Origin of the sequence: Sphingosinicella soli, from assembly GCF_014199685.1 — a bacterium.
In the GTDB taxonomy this organism is placed as follows: Bacteria; Pseudomonadota; Alphaproteobacteria; order Sphingomonadales; family Sphingomonadaceae; genus Sphingosinicella; species Sphingosinicella soli.
This window is the reverse complement of the sequence record NZ_JACHNZ010000076.1, coordinates 1-3671: the sequence shown is the minus strand read 5'-3', so window position 1 is coordinate 3671 and position 3671 is coordinate 1. Positions and strand designations below refer to the sequence as shown.

Annotated in this window: 4 protein-coding genes; 2 read left to right on the top strand and 2 right to left on the bottom strand. The window is 59.2% G+C overall.

Annotated elements, in window-relative coordinates; genetic code table 11:
- Nucleotides 1-545 precede the first annotated feature (545 nt).
- Nucleotides 546-731 carry a baeRF12 domain-containing protein gene (locus GGQ98_RS18585; protein ID WP_243451998.1) on the top strand — a complete coding sequence of 62 codons (186 nt, stop codon included), beginning with the start codon at nucleotides 546-548 and terminating at the stop codon, nucleotides 729-731.
- 109 nt (nucleotides 732-840) lie between these two features.
- On the opposite strand, the gene GGQ98_RS17920 is transcribed toward GGQ98_RS18585, so the two are convergent.
- Nucleotides 841-1329 carry a VOC family protein gene (locus GGQ98_RS17920; RefSeq protein WP_184072017.1) on the bottom strand — a complete coding sequence of 163 codons (489 nt, stop codon included), beginning with the start codon at nucleotides 1327-1329 and terminating at the stop codon, nucleotides 841-843.
- A 51-nt stretch (nucleotides 1330-1380) separates the two neighbouring features.
- Nucleotides 1381-2529 carry a DUF1428 family protein gene (locus GGQ98_RS19025; protein WP_184072015.1) on the bottom strand — a complete coding sequence of 383 codons (1149 nt, stop codon included), beginning with the start codon at nucleotides 2527-2529 and terminating at the stop codon, nucleotides 1381-1383.
- 51 nt (nucleotides 2530-2580) lie between these two features.
- Here GGQ98_RS19025 and GGQ98_RS17910 point away from each other — a divergent pair, with 51 nt between their 5' ends.
- Nucleotides 2581-3300: a winged helix-turn-helix transcriptional regulator gene (locus GGQ98_RS17910; RefSeq protein WP_207791476.1), complete on the top strand. Its 720-nt coding sequence runs from the start codon at nucleotides 2581-2583 to the stop codon at nucleotides 3298-3300.
- The last annotated feature ends 371 nt before the right edge of the window (nucleotides 3301-3671 follow it).

Sequence of the window (3671 nt, the reverse complement as noted above, 5' to 3'; positions counted from 1 at the left end):
ACCAGGCCGCTGCCTAAACCATCGAAATGAGGGGTCCCTATTGGACGCCGATCACCCCGCTAACGGGGTCCCTTTTGCACGCCGGTCCACAATCAAGGCTAAAGGAGCCGGGATGGGCTAGCGACGCGCGGTTCCGTCGGACTGAGCGGTCGTAGTGTGGGGCAGTAGTCGCCCTCATACCCGCCGTTCCAGCGGCGGCCGCGCGGCCTGGAACCTGTCCTTCGTTCATCGCTGTCTTGAGGGCAGTCCAAATAGCAGGAACGCTCGGCTATGGGGCCATGTCGTGCGCTCAGGCGTTACGTACATGACGAGGCTTTCAATGAAATTTCATGAAGATACCCAAAAGCGCGATAGTCGCTGTCGCTGACGGCGAAATATTGAACCTTTATTGCAACGATGGCGAGGAATCCGCTCCGAAGCTCACAGCTGCCCGATGCTGCTATCTCGACGGAGAACAAAGGATCAGGCGGCCGACATCAGAGTAGTTCGGCCAATCCTTCTGAGAACCAGCAGGGTGAAGACAGCTTCGCGGCTGGCACCGCCGGATGCTCAATAAACGCGTCCTCGATGGTAAGATAGATGCGCTCATCATCGTTGCTGCCCCCCGTACACTTGGCGAGCTTCGCAAGCATTATCACAAGGCTCTTTCGGCCGTGCTTGTTGGAGAGATTTTGAAGGATCTTACCGGCCATTCGGTCGCTGATGTAGAAAGCACCATTGCTGGGGCCTAAGCTGGCTAGTTACGGAGCCGTCCGGTGTTGAAGAACGGCCGGGGTCTGGCAATGCGCTTAGGCACGGTTGCCGCTGACTGCCTGAATTGCACTGATCATCAAACGTGTGTCAGCCGTCGCCTCGCCGCGCCGCCGCGATCTTCGCGACATCGATCTTCCGCATTGTCATCATCGCTTCAAACACTCGCCTTGCGACGTCCGGGTCCGGGTCGGCAAAACCCTCGTTGAGGATGCGCGGGGTGATTTGCCACGAGAATCCCCAGCGATCCTTGCACCAGCCACATTCGCTTTCCGCGCCGCCGTTATCAACGATGGCGTTCCAGTAACGATCGGTATCCGCCTGATCCTCTGTCTCGACCATGAACGACACGGCCTCATCGGGTTTGAATGCGGGACCACCGTTGAGACCAATGAACGGCCGTCCGAGGAGCGTGAACTCCACCGTAAGTTCGTCACCTGTCTTGCCCGACGGGAAGTCGGCGGGAGCGGCCACCACCCTGTCGATATGGCTGTCGGGAAAGATGCTCGCATAGAATTCCGCGGCCTTGCCTGCCTCGCCGTGGTCGAACCACAGGCAGTTGATGATCTTGGTCTTCATAAGCTTTCTCCAAGCGTCCCAGTTCTTTTTCGAAACGTGTTCCCGAGCGGCTCAGCGCCGGCTGCCGACCAGCCCGAAGGCGGCGCCTTGCGGATCAACGCAGTTCATGGAGTAATCGCCACCGGGGATTTCGTGGGGGCCGTTAACGACCCTGCCGCCGCCTGTCTCTACCGCCATCTTCGCGGCATCGATGTCTGCCACGCGAAAATACTGGTTCCAGCGCGGCGCCCCCATCTCCTCGCTGTTTTGCATGATCGCCCCGAGCAGGCCGCCATGACGGATAAACTGGTATTTGCCCATCGGGCCCATATCCATCTCGCCGTCCTGCTTCCAACCGAACAGATCGCCGTAAAATGCCCATGCCGCGGATGGGTCAGACGTCTGCAATTCGTTCCACGCACAGTGACCCACGCGCGGGATATCATCCGCAAATGCAAGGCTCTTGCCTGTTCCCTGGGGCTTCATGACGTAAAAGGGTACGCGCTGCGGATCAGCGACCATGGCGATCCGTCCGACCATGGGAATGTCCATCGCGGGCATGAGCACATGACCGCCGCGCGCTCCAATCCCGGCGACGGTCTGATCGACATCGTCCACCGCGACATAGCCCAGCCATGTCGGGGCGGCGCCATTGTCCGCCATGGGCTTCGTGATGGCCATAAGGCCCCCGACGCTGTTCGCTCCGGCGTTGATGATCCGGTAGTCCATATCGGTATGGCCGCTGTCGGCAAAGCTCCAGCCAAGGACGCCCGCGTAGAACGTCTGCGCAGCCTGCACGTCACTGGTCAGCAATTCGTACCAGATGTAATCGCCGGGTTTGTTGGCGGCGGGCTTCTCTAATGCAACGACCGGAGCGAAGCCCCCGAAGATCATTCTTTTGCCGTCGAAGGGCATGGGGTTCTTTTCCGGATTCATCCGGTCATCTGTTTTCATCAGAGCGTCCATTTGGGCGAAGGCGGCGTCGCGGGTCGCCTTGTCCGGCCACTCGATCCATGAGAACACAACGGTCTCGTCTGCCTTCGCCTGAACGGCGCGGCGAAAATCGGTCACATTGCCGTCCGGAACAGAATCGCCCCAGCATTCAAGGACCCGCAGCGCGCCGAGGTCCATGAAAACACTGTCACCAAGCTTTGCATGGTCGATGAATTTTTGTTTGTCCCCCGTGGGCACCGCGAGCACGAAACCGTCTACATAGGTCATGTCTCTATCCTCCTTCCGTGCAATTCCGACTCGATGTTGACAAACATGCCCATGAAATTAGATAAAACAACCGTGAAGTTAGAAAATACAACTCAATTATCAAAGAACACGAAAAAGCGCGTTTATCACGACGCCTGCGGCATGGCGCACGGCCTGGAACTGCTCGGCGATCGCTGGGCTCTGTTCGTGGTGCGCGAGCTTATGCTCGGTCCGCGACGCTTCGGTGACTTACGCGCCGACCTGCCCGGAATCAGCGCCAATGTGCTTACCCAGCGCCTCTCCGAGCTGGAAGCGAGCGGGGTCGTCGTGCGGAGCAAGCTGCCTCCGCCGGCAAGCGTTCAGGTCTATGGCCTTACCGAATGGGGATATGAGGCAGAGCCGATCGTGCAGGAACTCGGCCGCTGGGCGACGCGTTCGCCCGGCCACGATCCCACGCTCCCCATCAGCGGTGTCTCCATCCTGTTGTCATTTCGCACGATGATCGATCGTGCCCGCATCGGGGACCGCGACTTCACGGTCGGCTTCCGGTTCGGCGTGGACGAGTATGCCGCTCGCGTCGATCGCGGTGGTATCCATGTCGAACGGGGCAGCGCGACAGGCGACCTCGTCTTCAGCGGCCACCCGTCAGCCCTGGCGGCGTTCGTCTACGGTGGTGTGGCGCTCGACGTGCTCGCAGATAACAGGGCGCTCACCCTCCGCGGCGACCCGATGCTCGCGGCCCGTTTCGCTGACCTTTTCGTCCTGCCGCCTAAGTTCCATCCCCTCGCGTGAGGTTGAAAAGGTGAGAAAAAACAAGCCCGACTCTCGCCGATTCGCGAAAAACGGGTGGATCGTTAACGCCTTCATCTAAGACATTTAATGGAAATGCCGGGCTCGCTGTAATCTGCCGCCCGTTCATCTACGGTACGCTCAAGTTCTGACGTTCATTGGCCTCTGGGCACCGTTCGGCCTTTAGAAAGCCAGCTACTCCCTTCTTTAGGGGGACATCTGTGTGAGGTCTGAACGTTTCGACCAGTCGCCAGATCCGTGCGGCGCAGGCTTTGCAACATTAACCTTTTCAAGTCCAGTTGGATGTAAGTTCGGGGCTATGCGGCTCACCACGATCACGAACTGGGCTTATGGAGCAACCGTCCTCCTGACGC